Annotated in this window: 22 protein-coding genes; 13 read left to right on the top strand and 9 right to left on the bottom strand. The window is 45.4% G+C overall.

The window, feature by feature from the left end:
- Position 1: 1 nt before the first annotated feature.
- The 5 genes from gcvPB to B147_RS0106525 form a co-directional block, all read right to left on the bottom strand.
- Positions 2-1456, bottom strand: a complete 1455-nt coding sequence (gene gcvPB, locus B147_RS0106505; RefSeq protein WP_020586419.1) for an aminomethyl-transferring glycine dehydrogenase subunit GcvPB — start codon at positions 1454-1456, stop codon at positions 2-4.
- On the bottom strand, positions 1456-2790 hold the full coding sequence (gene gcvPA, locus B147_RS0106510) for an aminomethyl-transferring glycine dehydrogenase subunit GcvPA (protein ID WP_020586420.1): 1335 nt from the start codon (positions 2788-2790) through the stop codon (positions 1456-1458). The genes gcvPB and gcvPA overlap by 1 nt, the downstream gene beginning before the upstream one ends.
- A 5-nt stretch (positions 2791-2795) precedes the next feature.
- On the bottom strand, positions 2796-3194 hold the full coding sequence (gcvH, locus tag B147_RS0106515; RefSeq protein WP_020586421.1) for a glycine cleavage system protein GcvH: 399 nt from the start codon (positions 3192-3194) through the stop codon (positions 2796-2798).
- A 101-nt stretch (positions 3195-3295) separates the two neighbouring features.
- Positions 3296-4540 (bottom strand): aminomethyl transferase family protein, encoded by a 1245-nt coding sequence (locus B147_RS0106520; protein ID WP_020586422.1) that lies wholly within the window; start codon positions 4538-4540, stop codon positions 3296-3298.
- A 39-nt stretch (positions 4541-4579) separates the two neighbouring features.
- Positions 4580-5023 carry an Lrp/AsnC family transcriptional regulator gene (locus B147_RS0106525; RefSeq protein WP_020586423.1) on the bottom strand — a complete coding sequence of 148 codons (444 nt, stop codon included), beginning with the start codon at positions 5021-5023 and terminating at the stop codon, positions 4580-4582.
- Between the two features lie 409 nt (positions 5024-5432).
- Here B147_RS0106525 and lpdA point away from each other — a divergent pair, with 409 nt between their 5' ends.
- Positions 5433-6872 carry a dihydrolipoyl dehydrogenase gene (gene lpdA / locus B147_RS0106530; protein ID WP_020586424.1) on the top strand — a complete coding sequence of 480 codons (1440 nt, stop codon included), beginning with the start codon at positions 5433-5435 and terminating at the stop codon, positions 6870-6872.
- A gap of 21 nt (positions 6873-6893) precedes the next feature.
- Positions 6894-8102, top strand: coding sequence for a MalY/PatB family protein (locus B147_RS0106535; protein ID WP_020586425.1), 1209 nt, complete (start codon positions 6894-6896; stop codon positions 8100-8102).
- A gap of 5 nt (positions 8103-8107) precedes the next feature.
- Here B147_RS0106535 and B147_RS0106540 read toward each other — a convergent pair whose 3' ends face one another.
- Both B147_RS0106540 and B147_RS0106545 read right to left on the bottom strand, forming a co-directional pair.
- Positions 8108-9169 (bottom strand): sigma-54 interaction domain-containing protein, encoded by a 1062-nt coding sequence (locus B147_RS0106540; protein WP_020586426.1) that lies wholly within the window; start codon positions 9167-9169, stop codon positions 8108-8110.
- Between the two features lie 61 nt (positions 9170-9230).
- A complete protein-coding gene (locus B147_RS0106545; RefSeq protein WP_026259546.1) occupies positions 9231-9611 on the bottom strand; it encodes a response regulator in 381 nt (126 codons plus the stop codon).
- Positions 9612-9878: 267 nt separating this feature from the next.
- Between B147_RS0106545 and B147_RS0106550 the strand changes: the two genes are divergently transcribed.
- Positions 9879-10892 carry a 3-oxoacyl-ACP synthase III family protein gene (locus B147_RS0106550; protein ID WP_020586428.1) on the top strand — a complete coding sequence of 338 codons (1014 nt, stop codon included), beginning with the start codon at positions 9879-9881 and terminating at the stop codon, positions 10890-10892.
- A gap of 57 nt (positions 10893-10949) precedes the next feature.
- Here B147_RS0106550 and B147_RS0106555 read toward each other — a convergent pair whose 3' ends face one another.
- Positions 10950-12581 carry a glucose-6-phosphate isomerase gene (locus tag B147_RS0106555; protein ID WP_020586429.1) on the bottom strand — a complete coding sequence of 544 codons (1632 nt, stop codon included), beginning with the start codon at positions 12579-12581 and terminating at the stop codon, positions 10950-10952.
- Between the two features lie 186 nt (positions 12582-12767).
- Here B147_RS0106555 and B147_RS0106560 point away from each other — a divergent pair, with 186 nt between their 5' ends.
- Complete coding sequence (locus B147_RS0106560) at positions 12768-13997, top strand: protein GlmU (RefSeq protein WP_020586430.1); 1230 nt, start codon at positions 12768-12770, stop codon at positions 13995-13997.
- 26 nt (positions 13998-14023) lie between these two features.
- Entirely contained in the window at positions 14024-15361 is a 1338-nt protein-coding gene (glmM, locus tag B147_RS0106565; protein ID WP_020586431.1) for a phosphoglucosamine mutase, read from the top strand.
- A 104-nt stretch (positions 15362-15465) separates the two neighbouring features.
- On the opposite strand, the gene B147_RS0106570 is transcribed toward glmM, so the two are convergent.
- Positions 15466-16173, bottom strand: a complete 708-nt coding sequence (locus B147_RS0106570; protein WP_020586432.1) for a Bax inhibitor-1/YccA family protein — start codon at positions 16171-16173, stop codon at positions 15466-15468.
- Positions 16174-16620: 447 nt separating this feature from the next.
- Here B147_RS0106570 and B147_RS0106580 point away from each other — a divergent pair, with 447 nt between their 5' ends.
- The 8 genes from B147_RS0106580 (at position 16621) to B147_RS0106615 (ending at position 23573) form a co-directional block, all read left to right on the top strand.
- Positions 16621-17712 (top strand): helix-turn-helix domain-containing protein, encoded by a 1092-nt coding sequence (locus B147_RS0106580; protein WP_026259547.1) that lies wholly within the window; start codon positions 16621-16623, stop codon positions 17710-17712.
- Complete coding sequence (locus B147_RS0106585; protein WP_020586435.1) at positions 17696-17908, top strand: TraK family protein; 213 nt, start codon at positions 17696-17698, stop codon at positions 17906-17908. Before B147_RS0106580 ends, B147_RS0106585 begins: the two co-directional genes overlap by 17 nt.
- The gene (locus B147_RS0106590; protein ID WP_020586436.1) at positions 17905-18243 is read left to right on the top strand and encodes a TraK family protein; all 339 of its coding nucleotides are present in this window, start codon (positions 17905-17907) and stop codon (positions 18241-18243) included. Before B147_RS0106585 ends, B147_RS0106590 begins: the two co-directional genes overlap by 4 nt.
- 83 nt (positions 18244-18326) lie before the next feature.
- Positions 18327-19517 carry a Rha family transcriptional regulator gene (locus tag B147_RS0106595; protein WP_020586437.1) on the top strand — a complete coding sequence of 397 codons (1191 nt, stop codon included), beginning with the start codon at positions 18327-18329 and terminating at the stop codon, positions 19515-19517.
- A gap of 11 nt (positions 19518-19528) precedes the next feature.
- The gene (locus B147_RS0106600; protein WP_020586438.1) at positions 19529-20266 is read left to right on the top strand and encodes a nucleotide-binding protein; all 738 of its coding nucleotides are present in this window, start codon (positions 19529-19531) and stop codon (positions 20264-20266) included.
- A complete protein-coding gene (locus tag B147_RS0106605; RefSeq protein WP_020586439.1) occupies positions 20263-20523 on the top strand; it encodes a hypothetical protein in 261 nt (86 codons plus the stop codon). The genes B147_RS0106600 and B147_RS0106605 overlap by 4 nt, the downstream gene beginning before the upstream one ends.
- Positions 20524-20538: 15 nt before the next feature.
- Entirely contained in the window at positions 20539-20859 is a 321-nt protein-coding gene (locus B147_RS0106610; RefSeq protein ID WP_020586440.1) for a TrbC/VirB2 family type IV secretion system protein, read from the top strand.
- Positions 20859-23573 (top strand): VirB4 family type IV secretion/conjugal transfer ATPase, encoded by a 2715-nt coding sequence (locus B147_RS0106615; protein ID WP_020586441.1) that lies wholly within the window; start codon positions 20859-20861, stop codon positions 23571-23573. Before B147_RS0106610 ends, B147_RS0106615 begins: the two co-directional genes overlap by 1 nt.
- Position 23574: the final 1 nt, after the last annotated feature.

The raw sequence follows: 23574 nt of genomic DNA on the forward strand, positions 1-23574 counted from the left end.
ATTACCCTTTAAGACAGGGTTTCCGTGCCGCAGTCACTTCGTCCAGCCGTGTCACCTTCGGAAGATGGGGCGCGGATTTCAATTCATCGGGGTTTGAAGCAGCCTCTTTAACAATGGCCTTTACTGCCTCAATGAACTGGTCAATGTCATCTTTGGATTCGGTTTCCGTGGGTTCAACCATAAAGGCCGCATCCACTACCAGGGGGAAATATACCGTGGGGGGATGAAATCCGTAATCCAGAAGACGTTTGGCCATATCCATGGTGCTGATATGGTGTTCTTGAACACTTTTGTCGGTAAAGACACATTCATGCATACAGGGTCTGTCATAGGGCAGATCCAGGGTCGTTTTAAGGCTTTCCTTAATATAGTTGGCATTGAGCACGGCAAGCTGGGACGCACGCTTTAAGCCGTCTCCCCCCATGGACAGAATATAGGCATAGGCCCTGACCATGACACCGAAATGGCCATAAAAGGTGTGCATCCGACCAATGGTATCCGGGCAATCCGTAATAAAAGAATAGGTGTCGTTTTCCTTTTCAACCCTTGGCACAGGAAGAAAGGGAATCAGCTCATCGACCACGGCCACCGGACCTGAACCGGGGCCGCCGCCGCCGTGTGGGGTGGAAAAGGTCTTGTGAAGATTTAAATGGAGTACATCAATGCCAAGTTCGCCGGGCTTGATGATTCCCATAACGGCATTCATGTTGGCGCCGTCTCCATAGACAAGGCCGCCCTTGGCATGGACAATGTCACAGACCTCCTTGATGTTTTCCTCAAACAGGCCCAGGGTGTTGGGGTTGGTGATCATGATGCCGGCGGTATCTTCGTCCATGGCCTCGGCCACCGTCTGGGGATCCAGTATCCCTTTGGGACCTGATTTGATATTCACGGACTTATATCCGCAAAGGGTTGCCGAGGCCGGATTGGTGCCATGGGCCGTGTCAGGGATCAGGATTTTTGAGCGCTGTTTTCCCTGTTTGGCGTGCCAGGCATGGATCATGAGCATACCGGTGAGTTCCCCATGTGCCCCGGCCGCCGGTTGTAACGTGACAGCGGGAAATCCCGTGATCTCTCCGAGCAGTTGCTCCAACTCATACATCAATTTTAAGGCGCCCTGGGAAAATTCATCCCCGGCCAACGGATGGGCGACAACAAATCCTTTTCGGGATGCCTGGACCTCATTGGTTTTGGGATTGTATTTCATGGTGCAGGAACCCAAAGGATACATGCCTGAATCTATACAAAAATTCCATTGGGACAGGCGGGTAAAATGACGAACAACATCAAGTTCGGAAAGTTGCGGAAGTTCCGGTGCATCACCGGTGAGTGCCGGATCAAGATCCGCTCTTGGCACATCACTTCTGGGCATGGAAATACCGCATCTGCCGTCCCGGCTTTTGTCCCATAGTTCAGGTTCGTTAAATATAAGGCCGGTTGTGCCTGGCTTTGTCATTATTGTACCTCCTTTGCCAAAAGGTCAATGGCCTGTCTGGGCACGGTTTCCGTGGCACAGAAAAGATAATGGTCTGCCATGTCCGGGTAATAGGATTCAAGGGGGATCCCTGCATACAGATTGTGTTTTTTCGCAAGTTCACTTCGCTTGGCTGCAAATCCGGCTGGGGCTTTAAGAACAAATTCATTGAAAAAGGCACCGTTGTAGACAGAACTGAACCCGGCATCCACAAGGGCATTTTTCAGGTAAACGGCTTTGTCGTGATTGAGCCGGGCGATTTCCCTGATTCCGTTTTTTCCCGCGGCAGCCATGTATACGGCAGCGGTCATGGCGTTGAGGCCGTTATTGGAGCAGATGTTGGAAGAGGCTTTTTCTCTGCGGATATGCTGTTCTCTGGTGGCAAGGGTCAGCACATATCCACTTTGGCCGTTTGAATCGGTGGTTTTTCCCACAAACCGGCCGGGAAGGTTTCTCATCAGTTTTTTTGTTCCGGCTAACAGCCCAAGTCCCGGCCCGCCAAAGCTTTTGGTCATGCCAAGGCTTTGGCCTTCTCCTGCCACAAGATCAGCCCCAAAGCTACCCGGACTTTTCAGTAAACCATGGGCTAACGCCTCGGTGAATGAGGTAATGAACAGGCAGTTTTTTTCATCGGCACAAGCTTTGAAACTGCCGAGATCTTCAATTTTTCCAAAAAAGTTAGGGGACTGAATGGCAACCCCTGCAATACCATCCATGGCTTTAAAGGCCGCTACATCCGTCAGGCCGTTTTTATCTGCCGGTATTTCAACCATTTCAAATTCGGATGGGTTAAGATAGGTCTTCATGATTTGGCGATGGGCAGGGTGAACGAGGCTTGATACGGCGATTTTATTTGCCTTTTTTGACTTGTGCAAGGCAATCAGCGCACATTCCGCCAGGGCGGTGCCGCCGTCGTAATGGGATGCCGTGGCAATGTCCATGCCTAAAAGCGCTGTAATCATGGTTTGAAATTCATAGATCCCCTGCAACGTACCCTGGCTGACCTCGGGCTGGTAGGGGGTGTACGCCGTCATAAATTCGGATCTGGAAATAAGGTAGGGAACAATGGCTGGAATATGGTGGTCGTAGGAACCGGCACCCATCAGGCAGGTATATGATCCACATGCCGCATTTTGTGAGGCCAGTTCTTCCATTTCGGCATTTAGATCCCATTCGCTTAACGCGTCGGGCAGGTTTAATCCGGTCTTTGTTTTCGCAGATTCGGGAATGATTTCAAATAGCTGATCCAGATCGGTGTGGCCTGTGACAGCCAGCATTTGGTCAATGTCCTGTTTGGTATGCGGCAGATAACGCATGGCATTTATCCTTTCAGCATTTCAAGGTATGCAGCCTGGTCTTTCAGGCTGTCCATTTCGGACAAATCGTCGGGTTTAATTTTGACAAGCCAGCCTTTGTCATAGCAGTCGGTATTGACCAGTTCAGGCGCATCTTCAAGTTCTGAATTTACCTCAACGATTTCACCTGCAATGGGAAGAAAAATTTCAGATACCGCTTTAACGGACTCCACGCTGCCAAATTCGTCTCCCTGGCCAAATGTATCACCAATTTCCGGCATTTCCACATAAACAATTTCGCCAAGCTGGTCCTGGGCATAGTCGGAAATACCCACGCTTACCAGATTGCCTTCAACTTTTGCCCATTCGTGATCATCGGTGTATTTGACATCAGACGGAAAATTAAGTTCTTCAATGGATTTCATATCGCCTCCTCATTTTTATAAGAAACTCTCTGTAACCAACAGAGATGTTTAAATATTCGTTGTAGCCCAACCTCGGTGAAAGACCAGGTCGGCCATGGCCGTTATTTGAAATTTTTGATTGCAAGTCTTGCTGTCCTGTCCGGCCGAATATCGGAAACAAGCCGGACTCCGATTTTGCGTTTACCTTCAACAAGAGTCAACCGGGTTCCCATGTCAAGGGGCTGGTTGACCATAACAAATCCGCAGGCAAGCCCCTTTATTTTGACATCAGGGGGCAGGTTTGGCGTATTAATGCTCACGATTTGGTCTTCATGCCAAAAGATTCCCATGTCTGTTGCGCAGGTCAGTACCTTACCGATATCCTGGCCTTGCTCGGTGAGAACCCGACCGGCATCACCTGCCGACACCTTTCTTAAAGAGTCACCGACAAAGGCATAGGTAAAGGCCGGCTGTTCCAGTTTCATCAGGCTTTTGGCCCCTAAAAAATCCTTGGTGAACTGCCGGGTTCCCTGCTTAAAGGGCAGGGCAAACTCCCAAGGGTGGTTGATGAAGGGGAAATGCCCAATATCCTGATGGGACAAAGGCAGGCAGGCACCGGCCCTTAAAGAGTCCCTGGCGCCAAGGCCGCAGGGTATCAGGGCATAGGGGGATCCGGCATCTAATAGGTTCGTCCACAGTTTTTCAACTTTATCGGGTGCAATGAAAATTTCAAAACCGAATTCACCGGTATACCCGGTTCTTGAGACAATGACGGGGGTACCATCCACAAGTGTTACACCATCAGGGGCATCAGGGTCCAGATTTCCTTTGAAGGAAAAGTACGGCATTTTGTCAAAAACGTTTTCCTTATCCTTAATGAGGACGGATACGATTTTCAAGGCATTTTTGCCTTGGACATCCAACTTGGCAAGCTGGTCTGATAAATCTTTTATTTCTACGGATTTTCCGTCACTGTGCGAAACCAGATGCCCGGTAATTGATCCTCCCATACCGGCATTGACACAGATCATGAAGCTGACATCCGAAAATTTATAAACAATGGCATCATCAATGCAATGTCCTTGGGCATCTAAAAACGCGCCGTAAACACACCGGCCCAATAACAGCTCGCTGATCTGTCTTGTGAAACAATAATCAAGCAGGGCAGGGGTGTCGTTGCCCTGTACCCGGATACAGTCCATATGGGATGTGTCGAACATGCCCGCTGATGCGAGCACGGCAATGTGCTCATTTTTAACGCCTGTATCATACCATAGCGGCATGTCAAATCCGCCGAAATCAGCCATATTGGCTCCGGCATTCCTATGCCATGCATTTAATGGTGTTTTTTTTAGATTATCAGTCATGACAAAGCCCCTTTTTCTATGACATATTTTTTGTTAAAATTAAAAAATGTATGGCACTTTCAGGTTGTAAGATTTGTAAACCACAAAGGTTTCCACGGAATCGATTCCGTGGATTTTTGAAATTTCATTGGTGTAAAATTCAAGCAGATCAAACCCTTCTTTGAATAAAACCATCACCATGAGATCATAGCGCCCTGTGACCACGGACACGGAAACGACACCTTTCAGGCGGCTGATCTCTTTTCCTTTTTCCACCAGATTCGTCTCAGACAGCTTAATGCCCACAATTACACTTCTATGGCCCGGCAGCTTGGCCGGGTCTACAAGACCGCAGAACTCAAGTACGCCTTCTTCCTGAAGTTTGAGGACCCTTGCCCGTACAGTGTTTTCAGTAACACCCAGCTTTTCGGCTATTTTTTTGAAGGGTTTTTTACCTTCTTTGAGTTCTCTGATAATATTTATATTGGTGTCATCAATTTTCATTTGGTATTTTACGTTAATTTGTTTTGTGAAAATATTTTTGAAATAATTAATTCAGAAATCTCTTGTTGAGTAAAAGTATCTTACCCATGGTTTAGAGTCAAACATAAAATTTGGTTTTTTGATGAATTTAAAGATATATTTGGAAAAAACTTATGAAAGCATATATATTCTGTTCAAATTCTAATGTAATTTGAAATTTTATATGAAAGTCTCCAGTAATTAACTGGATTCTTTCTATCTTTGTTGTGGGCCGAAGCCTGGGTGTAGATAGACCAAGGACGGCCCGTGGCCGTTATATGAAAGAACTAAATTAATCGATTCGTTTTTTGTGATTTGCTGTGGCACAACCTCGGTGAAAAATCAGGTCGGCCATGGCCGTTATTTATAATCAGTTTTAACGAGGATACATATGGCTGAAAACATCATTATCATCGGCGCAGGTCCCGGCGGTTATGTTGCCGCACTGAGAGCAGCCGGCCTTGGGGCCCGGGTGACCTTGATTGAAAAAGAAAATTTAGGGGGCACCTGCCTTAATCACGGCTGTATTCCGTCTAAAATAATGAAAAATTCAGCAGATCTGCTGCTCAACTGTTTTAAGGCCGGCAGTCTGGGGATTAAGATATCAGGAACCGTCACCCCTGATATCCAGGGCCTGATGCGGCGAAAGGAAAAAGTACTTGAAGGCCAGAGAAAGGGACTTGCAGGGCTTCTTGAAAAGGCGGGCGTAAACATTGTCATGGGCCGGGCAAAAATTATTTCTCCGGGCAAAGTCGATGTGATTTCGGATCAGGAAGATCCCATATCCCTGGGGTACGACAAGTTGATCATTGCAGCCGGTACGGTGCCCATGAACGTTTCGGCTTTCCCTTTTGATCATGAAAAAATTTTGTCTTCCAATGATATCCTATCACTGGATTATATTCCAAAGTCTTTAACCATTGTGGGCGGCGGGGTGATCGGATGTGAATTTGCCTTTATATTCAGTGCGCTTGGCTGTCAGGTTACCATTGTTGAGGCCATGGACAGGGTCCTCCCCCTGCCGAGTGTAGACGCGTCCTGCTCAAAGCTGCTGTTGCGTGAAATGAAAAAACGAAAGATCAAAGTGCTTACCGACACAATTGTGGAACGAGCGGAGAACAAAAGTGCCGGTCTTGATATTTTTCTGGATGTCAGTCCATTCACCAAGCCGGGCGGCAAACTGAAAACAAAATCAATTGAGGCTGATGTTATGGCCGTGTGTATCGGCAGAAGCTCTTTGGCAGAAGAGCTGGGCCTTGAAAATATCGGCCTTGAAACAGACAAGGGCGGATGGATTGCCGTGAATGAATACATGCAGACCCGGGTTGACAATGTTTATGCCATTGGTGATATTCTCGGCCCTGCCCATGTGATGCTGGCCCATGTGGCGTACCACGAAGGCCTTGTGGCGGCTGAGAATGCCTGCGGGCAAACAAAAGCAGCCAAAACTGCCATGTCGTATAGCGCCGTACCCGGAGCCATTTTTACCATGCCTGAAATAGGTGCGGTTGGATTAACGGAAGAACAGGCCCGGGAACAGGGTAAAGAGATTGAAACGACAGTTGTAAATTTCAGGTCCCTGGGAAAAGCCCATGCCATTGATGAGATTGCAGGAGAGGCAAAGATGATTGTGGAAAAGGCATCAGGCAAAATAATAGGGGTTCATATGACAGGCCCCCATGCCACGGATTTGATTGCCGAAGCTACCCTGGCTGTCCGCAAGGGTTTGACTGCAACGGATCTGGCACACACCATTCATGCCCATCCCACCCTGGCTGAAATTATGGGAGAAGCCTCATTAAAAATATTAGGAACCCCGCTTCACGGATAGTTTAACATGAGGACATAAAAGATGAGAGACCCATGGCATTTTGATCAGATCATAGACAGAAGCAACACAGGTTCCGTAAAATGGGAATCATCTGTTCTGAAGCAAAAATTCGGCAAAAGGCGGGGAAACCTGCTGCCGTTTTGGGTGGCAGATATGGATTTTGCCTGTCCGGATGTAATTTTAAATGCCATGGAACAACGCCTGTCCCACAAAGTTTTCGGGTATAGCCTGAATGACAGCCGGCACAATGAAGCGCTGATCAACTGGTTTAACCGACGGCACGGATGGCAGATTCAGGAGGATTCAATTGTCAATACGCCGGGTATCGTGCCGGCGGTCCACTACCTTATCCAGTGCTTTACCAAACCCGGTGACGGGGTATTAATTCAGCCGCCGGTGTACTATCCCTTTGCCCACGCCATTCAGACCAACGGCAGGCATGTGGTTGAGAATCCTCTGGTACTGAATAATTACCGGTATGATATGGATTTTAAAGACCTGGAAGAAAAAACCCGGGACCCAAGGGTAAAACTTGCCATCCTGTGTTCTCCGCACAATCCCGTGGGCCGGGTCTGGCAGCGTGATGAGCTTGAGCGGTTTGGGGCCCTCTGCCTGAAAAACAATGTCCTGGTTTTTGCCGATGAAATACATTGCGACCTGGTCATGCCCGGGTTTAAACATACCAGTTACCAATCTATCTCTCCGGAATTGAGCCAGGGCGCCATTGCTGGGATTGCGGCCTCAAAAACCTTTAATCTGGCCGGTCTCGCCCATTCCTGCCTGATCATTCCCAACGAAACCTATCGCCATGAAATGGGCAGTTTTTTTGATTGTCTTGGCTTTAATTCAACGGGCACCTCAAATTTATTTGGGGCCATTGCAGCCCGGGCAGCCTATGAGGACGGGGAACCCTGGCTGGTTGATCTGATCAGTTATATTTATGACAATTTTTTATATTTAAAAAAAAGAATCGAAAAAGAACTGCCGGGTGTCCGGGTATTTGATCTTGAAGCCACCTATTTGCCGTGGATGGACTTAAATCCTTTGGGATTATCACCGGAAAAAATTGTTCAGGTCATTGAGGAAACGGCCAAGATTGCCCTTGATCACGGCAACTGGTTCGGTCAGAGCGGGGCCGGGTTTGAGCGGATAAATATTGCCTGCCCAAGGCAATTGTTGTCCCGGGCGGCGGACCGTTTAATTGCTGCATTTGTCCCCTTTTGCAAGTAAAAGGCTTAACTAATGGGCGGATTCACATCGAATTCGCTCATTTTGTACAACAAGGTTTTATAGGACACTTTTAAAATCTTTGCGGCTTTGGATCGGTTCCAGCCCACTTTTTCAAGCACAAAAATAATTACTTCCTTTTCCACCTTGTCCGAGGCCAGTTTCTTTATTTTTTTCAAAGAAATGTCTTCAAACAGTTTCTCAGAACTTGTGGACAGGTCCACAAATTCTGAAATGATCCTCAACCGCCGGTTTCCAGGGTCATTATTAAGTTGATAATCAGGCGAATGCATGCCGGAATCTGCCAATTGCCCCTGGGAAATATTTTCCGAAGACGATGTTCCGGTGGTATATGTGTCGTTTGGCAACTCTTCAAAAATTTTATCCCAGGAATTGAGCACCATCAGTTTTTTAATACAATTTTGCAGCTGGCGCACATTGCCGGGCCAGTGATAACTGCAAAGCCTTTCCATGGTCAGTTTGTCAGGCTTTTCTGCCCGGGTCTTCGGATGTTCCGCCAAGTGTTTTTTGAAATAATATTCAATTAAGGCCGGGATATCCTCGGGGCGTTCCCGAAGGGGCGGAATATCTATTTTAATAATATTAAGCCGGTAAAAAAGATCTTCTCTAAAGGTTTTGTTTTTTATGTTTTCTTCAAGGCACTGGTTGGTCGCCGCAATGACCCAGACATCCGTTTTAAAATCCTGGTCCGATCCCAGAGGAGAAAATTCCCCGCTCTGGAGTACGTGGAGCATTTTGGACTGAAGGCTAAGGGGCATATCTCCGATTTCGTCGAGAAAAAGAACACCCTTGTCGGCAGTCAAAAATTTTCCATAGCGTTTTTTGTGTGCCCCGGTAAAAGCGCCTTTTTCATAGCCATAAAGTTCTGACTCCAGAAGGGTTTCAGGCAGGGCGGCACAATTTATTTTTACAAAATTATTTTTAGACCGATTTGACTCAGCATACAGGCTCTGGGCAACCACTTCCTTTCCAACACCGGTTTCTCCTGTGATCAGGATGTTCAGACAGGTTTGGGCCACATGGTTGATCAGTTCTTTGATTTTCAGCATAGGGCTGGAAACGCCTATCAGCGGGGTTGGTGAAGTCATATATTATAACGCTCTCTTTTTCCTAATCTTCTTTACGGCCTATGAGTTCGGCAACTTTGCGTTCAATTTTAAACAGGTCAACGGGTTTAAAAATAACAATATCAGCCCGGGCTTCGGACGCAAGGGCACCGGGGTGATCCCCATACCCGGTCATGGCAACAGTCTTAATATTGGGATATTCATTTTTTACAATGGAAATCAACCCGACACCACTGATGTTGGGCATAACAAGGTCTGTAATCAGGCAATGAAAATAATCGGGTTTATCACGAAGAATTTTTAAAGCGGCAAATCCGTCCACCGCAGTCTTAACCTCATACCCCAGGGAGTTAAAAAATTCATAAAAAGTGGACAAAATATCTTCATTATCGTCCACGATTAAAAGTCGAGCCGGATTTGCCATATCAGCCTCTTTGTCAATGAAAATGAATAATACCTTATGTCCATATCTCAATCTTCTTGGTATATGCAAGAAAAAAAATATAAGTGTGAAAAAAATATCCAGTTTTTCAGGCAAACATCGGAAACAGACTGTCGAACGGCTTTAACCGCCTTGCCTAAAAATAAAATTCATACTATAAATTTGGATCTGCACTTGGACCTGAAAAATTTCAGGTATCAGACAGAAACTTTCTGCTGTTTTGAATCTACATAGTAACAAGGAAATTTAATGAAAAAATCAATTATAAAAGGCTCCGGCTTCTTTGTGCCGCCCCATATTGTTACCAATCAGGATCTAACCCAATTGATGGACACTTCCGATGAATGGATCCGCCAGCGCACCGGCATCCACCAAAGACACTGGGTCACCGAGGAAGATGTCTGCGGTGCATCGGATTTGGGCACCCATGCCGCCCGCATGGCACTGGATAAAGCGGGATGGAGCCCCGAAGATCTCGATTTTATCATTTTTGCCACCTTAAGTCCGGATATCATGTTCCCCGGGGGCGGGTGTCTTTTAGCACGAAATCTTGAGCTTGATTCCACACCGACCCTTGACATTCGCCAGCAATGCACCGGATTTTTGTACGGATTTGCCACAGCGGATTCCTATATCAAATCCGGGCTTGCCTCAAAAATTCTCTTGGTGGGTGCGGAAGTACATTCCACAGGACTTGACAAAACCACCCGGGGCAGGGATGTGACGGTGATTTTCGGTGACGGTGCCGCCGCCATATGTATCGAAGCGGTTGACACGGATGAAAACGTGGGCCTGATTGCCTCGGCATTGCATGCAGACGGCCATTTTGCAGATGCCTTAAAAACAGAACTGCCTGCCTCCAATCTTTTCAAGCGCCTGCCCGATGATGTTCCCATTGATGATCCCCGATATTTTCCGGTCATGGACGGCCCTTCCATATTTAAAAAAGCCGTTCGCATGCTACCCAAGGTGACCAAGGAAGTGTTGGAGAAAGCAGGGATGGAATTGTCTGATATTGATCTTGTGGTGCCCCACCAGGCTAATAAACGTATTAACCAGGCCTTTGGTCAGTTCCTCAAACTGCCCGAAGATAAAGTTTTCCATAATATTGAAAAATACGGTAACACCACAGCCGCCAGCATTCCCTTGGCACTCCATGAAGCCATTGAAACAGGCCGTATCGGCAAATCCGGGGATGTTGTTCTCTTTACCGGGCTTGGTGCCGGACTGACCTGGGGGGCATCCCTTTATAGATTCCCCTGATTTTTATCCTGTTCCGGGGATAAGTTGTTTCCCTGGAACAGGATTGATTTTCCCGCTTCATTTCCGGAACAAAAGATCCAGGTAAAAATTATCCGTTTTTGATTCACAGGCAAACGTATATGACGGATTTTGGTTTCTTGCAGCCATCTCCTTTCGAATATCCCCGGCCATAACCTTGCCCAACTCCACACCGAACTGATCAAAAGGATTTACGCCAAGAATAAATCCTTCCAGAACGGTTCTGGCCTCATAAAAAGAAAGCAACATACCAACACTTTCCGGTTCCAGATTATCAATGGTTATTATTGTTGAGGGTCGGTTGCCGTCAAAATTTCTGGCCGGATCATCTGAATTGCGGCCCAGGGCAAGGGCGCCGGCTTGGGCCAAAAGATTGGCCCATAGTTCCTGGTGGTTGGTCACCCCTTTGGACATGGCCTGAATACCTGCGTAGCCCGGCGATTTTACGCCGATGAAGTCAATGGGGAAGGCATTTCCCTGGTGAGCCAGTTGAAAAAATGAGTGCTGGGCATTGGTGCCGGGTTCCCCGAAAATAATGGTTCCGGCCGGCCGGCTCAAAAGTTTTCCTTCCGGGGAAACTGATTTGCCGAGGCTTTCCATATAAAGCTGCTGGACATGGGGACTGAGCCGGGATAGCCTTGACGCATAAGGGATAATGGCCTGGGCCGGATACCCCATATACAGGATGTTCCAAATAGAAATCAGAGCCGCGGTTAAGGCGATATTTTTTTCTTGGGGGCTTTCCAGCACATGGGTGTCCATTATTCTGCAGCCGTCCAGAAAGCGTTTGAAAACATCATACCCCAGAGCCAGACTTAAAGGCAGCCCGCCCACAGCCGACGATACCGAATACCTGCCGCCAATGAAATCAAACATGTGGAAAGAAGCAAGCACTGGTGTATCTGGATTATCCCCCGGACTTCCCTTTGCCGTAATGGTGACCATGTGATCTTTAGGAGAGACACCCTGATCTTTAAGCCATGTGCTGACCTGGTTAAGGTTGGCCATGGTTTCGGTAGTGGTATAGGATTTGGAAATTACGATCCAAAGAGTGGTCTCTTTATCAATGCACTCAATGACCCTGGCAAAATTGTCAATATCTACGTTGGGCAAAAATAAAAGGTCCATTTTTCTGTCAGCCCCGGCCAGGGCCTGGTAAACGAATTCACACCCAAGATATGAGCCGCCAATACCAATGACAACCGCCTGGGTAAAAGGTTTTCCAGATGCCGAGCTGATTTTGCCTTCATGAACCGATAGGCAGAATTGTTCTATTTGTTCATTGACTTGTTGCATCTGGGCTTTAACGTCCATATCCTTGAATAAAAGCGGGGAAGGTCCTGTCCCCCGGGCCGCAGTATGCAGTGCTGCACGGTTTTCGGTTGGATTTACGACTTTTCCTTGGGTCATCTCACTAAATTTTTTCAGTGCATTGGACAACGTTTGGGATTCACGCAGCAATGATAACGCATTTTCATCAAGCCGCTGACGTGAAAAATCCATAAAAAAGCCGTCAATGCCGAGACTGAAATCCGGGAACCGTCCGGGTGAGTTTAAAAGTCTGCGCAAATGGCGATCCGGCATATTAAGATCCTGGGCCGCTTTTGTTAATTTTTCATGAAGGTTTTTAATGGAAGAATCATCCGGATAAAGCAAACCAGCCTGGCTCATATGTATTTCTCCTTGCAATTGAAGTATTCACGTTTAAGATGTGATGGATTTACTTGCCAGTTTGTTATTTATAGAATAAAAAGAGATGAGAATAAACCCTTAGGACTATAATTTAAACGAGTTCCATCATTTTCTAATGTCGAAAAACTTGACAATAAACAATCAAGTTATCTAAATATTTGAACCATGAATTTAAAAAAAATTGAAGCCCTGTTAAAAAAAGGGGTAAACATCCCAAATCCTGCCACCGTGTTTATCGGTGATGACGTTGACATTGAACGCATATCCCCGGATGGTGTTACCATCTACTCTGGCACCAAACTCACCGGCGCGCAAACCCTGATCATGCCGGGGACCGTTCTTGGCTACGAAACGCCGGTAACGGTTGAAAACTGTCTTATGGGGCCGGGCACAAAGCTGCACGGCGGATATTTTCAGGATTCCGTTTTCATGGGGGGCAATGTTTTTGGTTCGGGCGGACATGTGAGAAAGGGCTGTATTCTTGAAGAACAGGCCAATGCTGCCCACACCGTGGGGCTCAAACAGACCATTCTTTTTCCCTTTGTCACCCTGGGTAGCCTGATCAATTTCTGCGATTGTTTCATGGCCGGCGGCACCAGCCGACAAGATCATTCCGAGGTGGGATCGTCTTTTATCCACTTTAATTATACCCCGAACCAGGACAAGGCAACGCCCTCCATGATGGGCAATGTCCACCAGGGCGTGATGCTTAACCAGCGGCCTGTGTTTCTTGGGGGCCAGGGCGGCCTTGTGGGACCGGTCAGAATTGCCTTTGGATGTATCAGTGCAGCAGGGTCCATTATTCGGAACAGCGAACTGCGGTGCGACCGGTTGATCATGGGCGGAACAATGAGAAGTGCTTCGGTTCAATGGCGCCCGGGCATCTATACCCGGCCCGACAGGATTTTAGTTGAAAATATTCATTATATTTCAGGACTTTTTGCCTTAAAAGCCTGGTACCTTTTTATTCGTTCTCTTTTTACCTGGGACTGGATGTCCCAGGCCCTTGTTTCAGGGTTGCAAAAGAATATCGATATCTGTATTCAGGAACGGATAAAAAGGCTTTATGCGTTTGGAGACCGACTTAAAGCATCAAAGATGATCTTGCTCCAAAGAGGAAAAGGGCAGGGCAGTCAGGCTGTTACCGCCCATGACATGATTCTGGAAAAGCTGTCCCAGGCCCCATCAATATTTGATCAGGCTGAAAATGATATTAGAACCCCTTGGCCGGATGGAGAACAATTTATACAACATATTGATAATCAAAGCATTAATTACAAAAAGGATTACGTCGGACTAATTAAAAGTCTCGACGAATCGATTTCAATTATGGGATCAACTTGGCTCAAAGGCATTGAAGACCGTATTTTTGGTGCGTTTGGGCTGGAAATATAATTTAAAAAAGCAGGATAACCATTTCAATGGGACAGTTATTTGGAACAGACGGTATACGGGGCAGGGCAAACACCTATCCCATGACATGCGAACTGGCCATGAAAACCGGCCAGGCAGTGGGTATTTTAACGCAAAGGTCTTCTAATAAATGTGTAATCATCGGCCGGGATACCAGAATTTCAGGCCAAATGCTTGAATCGGCACTGGCTGCAGGCATTGTTTCTGTTGGTGTTGATGTAATGATACTCGGCGTTATTCCTACCCCAGGCGTTGCGTATCTGAGCAGTGCCATTGAATCCTGCGGGGTCGGCATCATGATCTCTGCTTCCCACAATCCCTATTATGATAACGGCATCAAAATTTTTCAAAAGGGTGGCATTAAACTCTCCGATGACCAGGAGGCAAACCTTGAAAAAATGATCCTTGGCCCGCCCATTGATTTGCCTTCACAAATTGGAGCCATTGTAGCTGCCGATGACGCCCAGAGTAGATATACACAGTTTCTCGTCAAAAAATTTGATTTTCAAAAAAAACAAAGAAAACTCAAGCTGGTTATTGATGCGGCCAATGGCGCGGCCAGTTTTTGCGCCCCTCAAATATTCACCTCTGATATTTTTGACGTAAGTTTTATCCATAACCAGCCAAACGGCACCAATATAAATGAAGAGTGCGGTTCCCAGCATACAAAAGATTTAAGCGATCATGTCAAAAAAAATAACGCGAATCTTGGTCTTGCCTTTGACGGTGATGCTGACCGCTTGATTGCCGTGGATGAAACAGGACTGCAGATCACCGGGGACACCTTGCTGGCTATTTTGGCAAAATTTGCCAAACAGAGCGGAAAGCTTGAAAATAATGTTGTTGTGAGTACGGTCATGAGCAATGTGGGATTTGGCAATGCAATGGCACAATTAGAGATCAAACATGAAATAACCGGGGTCGGGGATAGAAAAGTACTGGAGCGCATGAAAGAAACCGGTGCCCTTATAGGCGGGGAAGATTCCGGACACATGATTTTTCTGGACGAACAGACCACAGGCGATGGTGCATTATCGGCATTAAAACTCATAGAGGTAATGCTGGAAACCCAAAGGCCTTTATCCGAACTTGCTAAGGTCATGAGCGTTTACCCCCAGGTCCTTATCAATGTTGAAGTGGACGCATCCAAGCCAGATTTTATGAAAGTCCCCATGGTTGCAGATGCCATTAAGGAAGTTGAATCACAGCTTGGCAAGCAGGGCAGGGTACTTGTGCGGTATTCCGGTACACAACCCTTGCTTAGAGTGATGGTTGAAGGTCCGGAAGAAGAATTGACCCGACAATGCTGTGAGAAGATTTGCGAGGCCATCAGAAGAAGTTTATAATTTTATCTGACAAGTTTTCATTCAGAATTTGAAAAAAACAAGAAACCCCCGGAACAAAATTTTGTTCCGGGGGTTTTGCTAATAAAAGCTATTTGTTTATGAACTTAATCCCTTGCTACACCAAGCAAGCTCAGCAGATGAACAAATAAACCCATAAAATCAAGGTAAAGGCTTAGAGCTCCAAGGATAGCACCTTTTCTGACCATAGCGCCCGTTGCATCCATGGGAAGGGTAACTGCCATGGATTTCAGTTTCTGAGTATCATAGGCGGTAAGACCGGTGAACAGCAGAACCGCGATCATGGAGATAATGGTCTGCATGGCTGAGCTTTGAATAAACATATTCACAACCATGGCAATAATGATACCGATCAAGCCCATCATCAGAAACTGGCCCATACCGGTGAGGTCTTTTTTAGTGATCATGCCGTAAACGCTTGCGGCACCAAAAGTCGCAGCGCAGATAAAAAAGGTTGAGGCAATGGATGCCTGTGTATAAATCATAAAAATTGGAGCAAGGCAGATACCGTAAAGGACGGTCAGACCCACATAAAGACCTGTAGCCGTGCTTGCCTGCATCTTTTGAATCCGTGCACTGATAAACCCGCACATGACAATCAGACCAATAAATAATACCCACGGCATGATGGGATTACCGTATACGGCCTGCATCACGGCCGGGCTTTCAGATACAAAATATGAAGTCAGGCCGGTGGCCGCAAGACCGATGGCCATCCAGTTGTAAGTGCTTCTGATAAACGCATTGACCTGGGTCATTACCCCGGTCTGCTCATAGGAAAGATGTGTGTTCATTGTTTCTCCTTATTCTTTTTATTTTGGTTAATCAGGTTAAGCGCAATGATATTGTTTGAGTGGCTGAACCAAGGTGAAAAACCAGGGCAGCCCGCGGCTTTTCAAAATAATATAACACGGGCAGGGCAGATTTCAATATTACATTTTGATTATACAAAACAGCGGGCTATGAAATTTAGCAAAATAAAAGTTTACATAATATATATTATCAGACCTTGGGATGGTGAAAGAATAGGGTTGCTATTAACCATAAAGATAAATTAGCGGAGGTACAACTTAAGCTAATAAGCCGTCCCAAAAAAGAAAATCCTTAATGGCGGCAACCATTAAGGATCTCCCAGAAGCCTTGGGCTTCTTAATATGAATTACATATTGAGAAGCTAACTCAACGAATAGAGTTTGTCAAGCTTACAATGGTTCCCGAAAATAACAATAAATGGGGGCAAAATGCCGGCAGGTGTACAAAATACATTTAGAGCTATGATTAGATGTGCGGTTGGTAAGGACCATACATTTGTGAACATGGGCACATTAGCCAGCCGGACAAATGTATGCTATCGGACCATTGAAAGGCATATCAAGACCCTCAAGGATGCTAAGCTGATTACCGCTGTTAAAGAAGAGATTAACGGCTGGACGGAGACCGTGTATTATTTTCTTGCTCATCCTGCAATCATTAAATTCCGAAAATTACGTGCCGGCAAAGCAAAACCGAAGCAACCAACAAATCCAGTTGAAACCCCCAAACATGATCAGACGGAAACGGCTCCAGAAATTGAACAAAAAATCCCGGAAAATAGCCACCTGGAGATTGATCACGCGTGTCATGCTGCGGATCGACAAAATGTCGGCAATTTGTCGGATTATACCTTAGATAGATTATATAAGAATACTCCCCCCCTACCCCACTATTCAGAATCAGTTCAGTACAACCAGGAGTCTGTCACATGGGCAAAAATCAGAGAGAGTATTATTTCTAAAGACCAGTTGAATTTAGCGGCCAAGTATCTTCCCTGCCTGGTGGCTCAAATCGAGAACGGCAGTGTAATCCTGTCAGGGCCAAACAAAATAGCATTACAAAGAATCGAAAAACATTACGGTCAAACCCTCAAAGATAATTTTTCTTTTTTTGGCGTTAAAACCATTGTCTTTGATGTCTATTCGGAAGAACTCCAAAGAAAAAAAGATGAAGAACAAAAACGGATAGACCAACTACAGCTGCAGCATCAGAAGAAACAGCAGCAAGAAATTTTGGCTGAAAAACAACTACAGGAAGCGGAATTAAATAGTTTACCCCTCAAAAAACAATTCGATGTGGTTTTAAATCAATACCCCCGACAAACCGGGCAATGGCAAGCCTGGATGAATTTTAAAAAACTTGTTCGGGCCGGAGAATTGCCAAAAACATCAAAACTTTTACAAATCATTTTAAAAAATAAGATGTCCTATGACTGGCAGCGGGATAATGGCCGCTGGATACCGGGACTATCAAAATTTTTGAAAGAAAGAAGATGGTTAGATTATGGAGAATGGACCTAAGCCCTCATGTAAAAGTCAGTACCTGGCTATCCATGATGAAACCCAAACGCTGCTTAAGCAGGGTTATACAATCAAAGCTGTGTATGATTATTTCTTCAAAAAGGGTGTGATTCATATGTCATATAATTCCTGGACTAAAATATTAAAAAATTACCATAAACCCTTCCCTTTTACACAAAAGAAAGACGAATTATGAAACCTTCATGTAAAAGTCAATATCTGGCTATCCATGACGAAGCAAAAGCTTTGTTTTTAAAGGGTTACTCAAAAAAGACCATATACGATCATTTTATCGAAAAAGATAAAATTCATATGTCCTATGTGGCCTGGGCAAAAATTATGGAAAACCACGATCAGAGGTTTCCCTTCGGTCAAAAGAAGATCAAAAAAGAAAAAAATATAAATCAAAATTCAAGCAAAACACGAGGTAAATTCAGCCATTCAAACGATCCTTACCCGCCAGAAACTGACTCTGTTGTGGAAGAAAAAGAAAATAAAACACCGTTTAACCTAATCAAAAAAGGAGAGTAACTATTTGTTATTATAGATTTATTTCAACTAATTCGATTTTGAATCCGCCGAATTAGGGTATTTTTTGGAAGGGGAGTTTAACGATGGATATGGAAATAGAAAAACAGCACGTCAACATTACAGAGACAAACGGGAAATTAACAGTATCTTCGATGATGGTCGCAGAACATTTTAAAAAAAGACATGATAATATTATTCGAACAATTCAAGGGCTTGAAATACCGGAAGATTTTAACGTCCTCAATTTTGAGGACGTTAAATATATCGATGCAAAAGGCGAGGAACGACCAGCTTTTAATATGACCCGTGATGGTTTTGTGTTGCTTGTTATGGGGTTCACAGGCAAAAAGGCTATGGCCTGGAAGGTTAAGTATATCAATGCCTTTAACGCCATGGAAAAGGCTCAGAAAGATAAATTATATTTAAAAGCCGCATTACAAATTCCAAAAGAAAGCGATTTGACAGTTTTATTGCCCACCGGCGAGTTCGGCATTTCAAGCTGGAAACTGGCCAAGGAAATTGACCAGCCCCACAAAGCCTTGATGACGAAAATTCAATATTTGGATGTCCCTACCCTATTTAAGGCAGAAAATTTTATCCCAATGGGACATGTGGAAGATCACGGCCCAAGAGTTGACGGGTACGGGATCACTTTGGCCGGCCTTGGCATGATGGGTCATATCTTTCGCAGTCAGGTGGCCAGGGAAGCTCAATTAAAGGGATACGAACAGTTACGGGCTGTCAACTCCTCAAAAGAGATGGGAGATACTGCTCACACCCAACCGGTCCAAAGTGTGATCCCTCGGTTTCAGCGGGCCGATGTTTCAGAAAAAAAGATGCTTGCGCTTAAAGGTTTAATTTCGATCTGGGCATGGATTGAAAATACCACCCCTGAAAAACTTGAAGCTGAGCTATGTGCCTACATGCAGATAATGAACCTAACGGGCATCACAACCTCAAGTTATGAAAACGCCATGGAATACATCTGGTCAGGGATACAAACCCTGCAAAACGACTTTATAGATCTTTGTACTGAAGAAGAATTGCAGCCTTTAAGGGGGCTGTTTGATTTCATGGCATATTACGAGGACAGGATAAGCTATGAATTTTTATTCAACAAATTCAAAAAAGAACACCAGTTGGAAGATTTTACCAAAGTTTCCAAGAAGGATTTTCAAAAAATCATAATGTTGGCCTGGGGCACCATGTATGCCATGTGCCTTGGCGATAAAGCCGGATGCTGCAAAGCAAGCTGCATCCATAACCAATTATAAAGGGGAAAAAGATGGCATCAATAAATATGATCCTGCAGGGCAAGGGCGGTGTTGGCAAAAGTTTTACAGCCAGTCTTTTAAGTCAATATCTGGTTGACAGAGACCAGTTGCTGGCATGCCTGGACGCTGATCCGGTTAATGCAACCCTGACAGCCTATGAAGCATTAAAGGCGACCAAGATAGAAATCATGGAAGGTGATTCTATTAACAGCCGGTTGTTTGACACGATGATAGAAAAATTGATCCAGCTGCCGGATGAGGCATTCGCTGTTGTTGACAGCGGTGCCAGCACATTTGTTCCCCTGGCTGCCTACATGTCGGAAAATAATGTTGCCGAGTTTCTAAAAGACAGCGGCCACAACCTTACGCTGCATACCTTGATCACCGGCGGTCAAGCCGAGGGGGATACTATCCAAGGCCTGGCATCCCTGATGGACGGTTTTCCGGACACCCCGATAACAATATGGGTAAATCCTTTCTTCGGTCAAATTGACTTTGAGAACCACAAACTGGCAAAGGCCAACCAGGATCATGGCGGGACCACCATTGTCTTACCCACGTATAAGAAAGAAACCTTTGGCTATGATCTGGAGCTGATGCTCAAGTCCCGCCTGACATTTGCCCAGGCAATCAATTCCGGCAAATTCAACGTCATGGCCAAGCAGCGATTGAAGATAGCCAGGGACGAAATTTGGAACATTCTGGATGAATCCGGCCTGATCATTGAGGCCCAGGAACAGCAGGAATGAAAAACAGAATCCAGGCGGAAATAGCCAAAAGGCACAATATGACGGTGAGTGACAATGATCCGGTCTGGATCGTTGCCACTGTCTGTGAACTTATGGCCGAAGAATATTCACGAAAACTTTCTGACCAGCAAGATATTCTTGCAGAAAAATTCAAAGAAAGAATCAAGGAGGTGAACAAAAAAACAAACACGATGAATATAGTGATTGCCGTGCTTTTCGGCATCATTATCGGTCTGTCAATTCAATTGATTATTTAAAGAGGAGTTTTAGAAATGAAAAAGTATTTACCCTTGCTTATACCAACCTTTCTTTTTTTTGGCGTTATTACATTTGTTGATTCTGTTTTTGCATCAACAATTTCGGAGTTTGAAACACCGGCAGAAACCTTGATGGAAACCTTACGCGGGCCGTGGGCCAAATCCGTTGCCATACTGATGATTTTAGCAGCTGCTTTTGTGATGTGGTTCAAGAAAGACGATTTGGACGGCATGACAAAGGGATTCCTGGTAGTGGTCTGTATCATCTCGGTGCTGGCCTTGGCGGAACCGATCATTGATACGCTGTTCACATTCGGCAGTGGAGCATTAATCTGATGAGACGGATCGCAATACATCGTTCACTGCATCGTGCAGACCTGATCATGGGCATAGAACGTGATTTGCTGTTCCCGATAGGAATAGCCGCTGGTGTGCTGATTGTATCCAGCGGCAACCGCCCATGGCAGATATTGATCGGTCTGATAATTCTTTCGGTCGGGTTTGCCCTGGCCAGGAAAGCAAATAAAAATGAGCCGATCCTTTCAAAGGTCTTCCGGCAGCATGTGCGGCACAAAAAATTTTACCCAGCCAAAGACAGCCCAGAGTTGCCGCATAAATCTATCCATTACGATGCCATGAGCAGAAAAGAGAAGGGCCTGCAAAGCCTTTTGCAGTATGCCGTGATGGCGGACAATGGGGTTATCCTTTGTAAAAACGGTTCGTTTCTTGTGGGCTATGAAATAACAACCCGGGACACGGACAGTTCAACCGATACAGAGTTAGAAAACTTTTCAACTTCGATCTCCGCATCATTAAAAAATTTAGGCGATGGATTCACCTTGCACTTTGACTGTATCCGGAGCCCGGAAGATTATTATCCTGATAAAGATGAAAATCATTTTCCTGACAAGATCACCAGGGTCATTGATGATGAACGGCGAATATATTTTAAAAAAGGAAAGTATTTTCGCACAACTCATTATCTTTTTATCACCTGGAAACCGGATATATCCGCGCAGAAAATGGATTCCTTTTTATATACAGAGGAAAAGGATGAACACCAGAGAAAAAAAGAGGATGATCCCGGTGTTAAGGCATTAAAAACCTTTCAAAATAATCTGGTCGAAATAGAGGATAGGCTCTCGTTATCTTTTCGGCTCCAAAAACTCAAGGATACACCCTCCCAGAATGGCATATATTCAGAACTTTTGGAAATTATCAACTTTATTATCACAGGGGAACGCCACAAAATAAAATTGCCGAAAATCCCTATGTATCTTGATTATCTTTTATCTTCCCAAGATGTCACAGGCGGCATAGTTCCGAAAATCGCGGATAAATATATAAGTGTCGTTGCCATTGATGGTTTTCCTGCTGAATCCTACCCAATGATGCTGTCCGGGTTAGACAGTTTATCTATACCGTACCGGTTTAACACCCGTTATATCTGTATGGATCAATGGACAGCCTTACAGCAGATAGAAAATTACCGGAAGGGCTGGTCTCAAAAAATTATTGGTTTCTTTGACAAACTTTTGAATAACGCCAAGGCAAAGCCAAACAAAGATGCCGCCTTGATGGCTGAAGATGCGGAGGAAGCTTACTTAATTAATCAATCCGGATTTGTCGGGTTTGGTTATTTTTCCGGCAACATCATTTTGTTAAATGAAGATAAAGAACTGTTGCTGACGCAAACCAGGGATATTCGGAAAGTGATTTTGTCCCAAGGCTTTGCTGCCCGGGTAGAAACACTCAACGCACTGGAAGGCTGGCTTGGAACCCATCCGGCCAACAATTATTCCAATCTGCGCCGCATTATTTTGCACAGTCTGAATCTTGCCGACATTTTACCATTGTCCACAATATATGCCGGATCAGCTAAAGCCCCCTGCCCTTTTTATTCGCCAGGATCACCACCGCTTATGTATGCCGCTACAGACGGCGCAACCCCTTTCCGGCTGAACCTGCATATCGGAGATTTAGGCCACACCCTGATTTTTGGTCCTACCGGTGCGGGTAAATCCGTTTTGCTGGCCATGATCGCAGCTCAATTCCGGCGTTATAAAGATGCGTGTATTTTTGCATTTGATAAAGGATTGTCAATGTTTCCCCTGGTCTCTGCATCAGGCGGCACCCATTATCACATTGCCGGTGAAGACAGTCAGCTTTCTTTTTGCCCTTTAAAATATATTGATACAGATGCTGAACAAGCCTGGGCAGAGGATTGGATAACTACCCTGGCAAAACTGCAAAAAGTTGATATCAAGCCTGAGCACCGAACAGCCATACATGATGCTGTCACGCAGATCAGAAACTCTCCGGATCAGCACCGCACCTTAAGCAACCTGTATCATTATATACAGCACCAGGAACTCAAAGAGGCGATCCAGCATTATACCAACCAGGGAGCTATGGGCAAACTCCTTGATGCACCTGCCGATTCCATGACCCTGGAAAAGTATACAGTGTTTGAAATTGAAGAGTTGATGAATCTTGGTGAAGAAAACTTGATCCCGGTGCTTTTGTATATTTTTCATCGCATTGAGAAAGCATTTAGAGGGCAGCCAAGCATACTGATCCTGGATGAAGCCTGGATCATGCTGGGCCATCCTGTTTTTCAGCAAAAAATCCGGGAATGGTTAAAAGTGCTCAGAAAGGCGAATTGTGCTGTTGTCCTTGCCACACAAAGCCTTTCTGATGCCAAAAATTCAGGCCTTTTAGATGTACTGTCGGAAAGCTGCCCAACCAAAATATTTTTACCAAATCAGGATGCAGGGAAAGATACCCAAAAAGGACTCTATCAGGGTCTGGGCCTCAATTCCACCCAGGTTCAAATTATCGCGCAGGCCCGGCCAAAACGAGAATATTACGTGACATCTTCGCTGGGTTGTCGCCTGATCAATTTATCTTTATCCCCCCTGGCCCTGTCATTTGCCGGAGTCTCAGGCAAAGAAGACATTGCCGCAATTAAGAACTTAATAAATGAGTACGGCCCTGAATGGCCGAAACAATGGCTGCGTGCCAGAAATATTAAAATCCCTAAAATTTAAG

The organism is Desulfobacter curvatus DSM 3379 (assembly GCF_000373985.1).
In the GTDB taxonomy this organism is placed as follows: Bacteria; Desulfobacterota; Desulfobacteria; order Desulfobacterales; family Desulfobacteraceae; genus Desulfobacter; species Desulfobacter curvatus.

What these genes read in the sequence shown, in the direction of transcription:
- gcvPB (WP_020586419.1), bottom strand. Translation starts at nt 1,456, where the DNA reads ATGACAAAGCCAGGCACAACCGGCCTTATATTTAACGAACCTGAACTA.
- gcvPA (WP_020586420.1), bottom strand. Translation starts at nt 2,790, where the DNA reads ATGCGTTATCTGCCGCATACCAAACAGGACATTGACCAAATGCTGGCT.
- gcvH (WP_020586421.1), bottom strand. Translation starts at nt 3,194, where the DNA reads ATGAAATCCATTGAAGAACTTAATTTTCCGTCTGATGTCAAATACACC.
- B147_RS0106520 (WP_020586422.1), bottom strand. Translation starts at nt 4,540, where the DNA reads ATGACTGATAATCTAAAAAAAACACCATTAAATGCATGGCATAGGAAT.
- B147_RS0106525 (WP_020586423.1), bottom strand. Translation starts at nt 5,023, where the DNA reads ATGAAAATTGATGACACCAATATAAATATTATCAGAGAACTCAAAGAA.
- lpdA (WP_020586424.1), top strand. Translation starts at nt 5,433, where the DNA reads ATGGCTGAAAACATCATTATCATCGGCGCAGGTCCCGGCGGTTATGTT.
- B147_RS0106535 (WP_020586425.1), top strand. Translation starts at nt 6,894, where the DNA reads ATGAGAGACCCATGGCATTTTGATCAGATCATAGACAGAAGCAACACA.
- B147_RS0106540 (WP_020586426.1), bottom strand. Translation starts at nt 9,169, where the DNA reads ATGCTGAAAATCAAAGAACTGATCAACCATGTGGCCCAAACCTGTCTG.
- B147_RS0106545 (WP_026259546.1), bottom strand. Translation starts at nt 9,611, where the DNA reads ATGGCAAATCCGGCTCGACTTTTAATCGTGGACGATAATGAAGATATT.
- B147_RS0106550 (WP_020586428.1), top strand. Translation starts at nt 9,879, where the DNA reads ATGAAAAAATCAATTATAAAAGGCTCCGGCTTCTTTGTGCCGCCCCAT.
- B147_RS0106555 (WP_020586429.1), bottom strand. Translation starts at nt 12,581, where the DNA reads ATGAGCCAGGCTGGTTTGCTTTATCCGGATGATTCTTCCATTAAAAAC.
- B147_RS0106560 (WP_020586430.1), top strand. Translation starts at nt 12,768, where the DNA reads ATGAATTTAAAAAAAATTGAAGCCCTGTTAAAAAAAGGGGTAAACATC.
- glmM (WP_020586431.1), top strand. Translation starts at nt 14,024, where the DNA reads ATGGGACAGTTATTTGGAACAGACGGTATACGGGGCAGGGCAAACACC.
- B147_RS0106570 (WP_020586432.1), bottom strand. Translation starts at nt 16,173, where the DNA reads ATGAACACACATCTTTCCTATGAGCAGACCGGGGTAATGACCCAGGTC.
- B147_RS0106580 (WP_026259547.1), top strand. Translation starts at nt 16,621, where the DNA reads ATGCCGGCAGGTGTACAAAATACATTTAGAGCTATGATTAGATGTGCG.
- B147_RS0106585 (WP_020586435.1), top strand. Translation starts at nt 17,696, where the DNA reads ATGGAGAATGGACCTAAGCCCTCATGTAAAAGTCAGTACCTGGCTATC.
- B147_RS0106590 (WP_020586436.1), top strand. Translation starts at nt 17,905, where the DNA reads ATGAAACCTTCATGTAAAAGTCAATATCTGGCTATCCATGACGAAGCA.
- B147_RS0106595 (WP_020586437.1), top strand. Translation starts at nt 18,327, where the DNA reads ATGGATATGGAAATAGAAAAACAGCACGTCAACATTACAGAGACAAAC.
- B147_RS0106600 (WP_020586438.1), top strand. Translation starts at nt 19,529, where the DNA reads ATGGCATCAATAAATATGATCCTGCAGGGCAAGGGCGGTGTTGGCAAA.
- B147_RS0106605 (WP_020586439.1), top strand. Translation starts at nt 20,263, where the DNA reads ATGAAAAACAGAATCCAGGCGGAAATAGCCAAAAGGCACAATATGACG.
- B147_RS0106610 (WP_020586440.1), top strand. Translation starts at nt 20,539, where the DNA reads ATGAAAAAGTATTTACCCTTGCTTATACCAACCTTTCTTTTTTTTGGC.
- B147_RS0106615 (WP_020586441.1), top strand. Translation starts at nt 20,859, where the DNA reads ATGAGACGGATCGCAATACATCGTTCACTGCATCGTGCAGACCTGATC.